2 protein-coding genes are annotated in these 1,396 nt (G+C 29.6%); both read left to right on the plus strand.

Features of this window, described 5'->3' with window-relative positions; genetic code table 11:
• Nucleotides 1-214 (plus strand): hypothetical protein (locus B2Y23_RS08240; protein ID WP_291370163.1); only part of this gene is annotated, 214 nt, incomplete at its 5' end.
• An 11-nt stretch (nt 215-225) separates the two neighbouring features.
• On the plus strand, nt 226-1,396 hold a 1,171-nt coding region (locus tag B2Y23_RS08245; RefSeq protein WP_291370164.1), incomplete at its 3' end, for a DUF262 domain-containing protein.

Raw genomic sequence — 1,396 nt, forward strand, 5'->3', positions numbered from 1 at the left:
TTATAAAAACTCTGTCTTCCCTCTTAAGAGAAAGAAAATTATTGAGAGAGAAAAAACAGGTACCTTTGTACCTATTTGCACAAAAAATGTTTTCATGAAGTTTTATAGCACTGATGTGGAACAAATGACTTTTTGGGGTGAAAAGGATAGGGAGCGATATTTGACTGATATTGAAGAAGTAATAAATTCTCTCAAAAACTCTCAGTCAGCTTAAGGAATTTCATCGTGTTAAATAAACAAACTGCAGAAAAAATATCTTTTTGGAACTTGCTCCAGTCAAATAAAATTGAAATCCCAATTATTCAAAGAGATTATGCACAAGGGCGATTAGAGCAAGAAAAAATTAGAGAACGTTTTTTAAATGCACTTTATATTTCATTAAGTGAAGAAAAATCTATTGAGCTAGATTTTGTTTATGGCAGTCAAGTTGATGATACTTTGCAACTTTTAGATGGTCAGCAACGTTTAACAACTTTATTTTTATTACACTTTTATTTTCTAAATAAAGATCATGTTGATAACATTACGAAAAACAAGCTTTTAAATTTTACTTATGAAACACGTATTAGTTCACGAGAGTTTTGTGAATCATTAATAAATGACGTTTTTGACATTACGAACTTAGACGATAGTACAAGAATATCAGAATTGATAACTGATAAACCTTGGTTCTTCTTATCGTGGCAGCAAGACCCTACGATTGCAGCTATGTTGAATATGCTAGATGCTATTCATGCTAAATTTTATGATATCAAGAATGGGTGGAGTAAACTCACGGAAAGGAATGTGATCCAATTCTACCATCTGAATTTGGATAATTTTGGTTTATCTGATGATCTTTATATTACTATGAATGCCCGAGGAAAGGCTCTCACAGCCTTTGAAAACTTTAAAGCATTACTAGAAAAACAAATTAATGAAGAAGGATGGGAAGATAAAGATACAGAATTCAACCAAAAATTTGCTTATAAAATAGATAACCAGTGGACAGATTTATTATGGAGTTATCGTAATAAAGAAAATTCTATTGATGAATATTTTTTACAATTAATTTCTAACTTGTACTTAGTAAATAAAAGGGAACTGGATAATGTACAAATCTTGGCAACAAATCCATCTACTTTAATTTCAATTTCATTTGATAAAAGTACATTAGAATATTTAGTTAAAAGCTTGGATAACTATTCTAGTACTGATCTTAATTTGATAAGTAACCAATTGAGTAATTTGAATTTTTTAAATTTCAAAGATCTTAAAAGTGACTTGGTCTTTAATAATTTCTTTGAATTAATTTCTACTTCAAGCCATGTCACATATCCTCAACGTGTATTGTTTTATGCACTGACGTGTTATTTGTATGCGGAATTAGCTTTTACCTCAGTTAACTTCTTAGATT

It is taken from the genome of Acinetobacter sp. UBA5934, from assembly GCF_002430855.1.
GTDB lineage: Bacteria > Pseudomonadota > Gammaproteobacteria > Pseudomonadales > Moraxellaceae > Acinetobacter.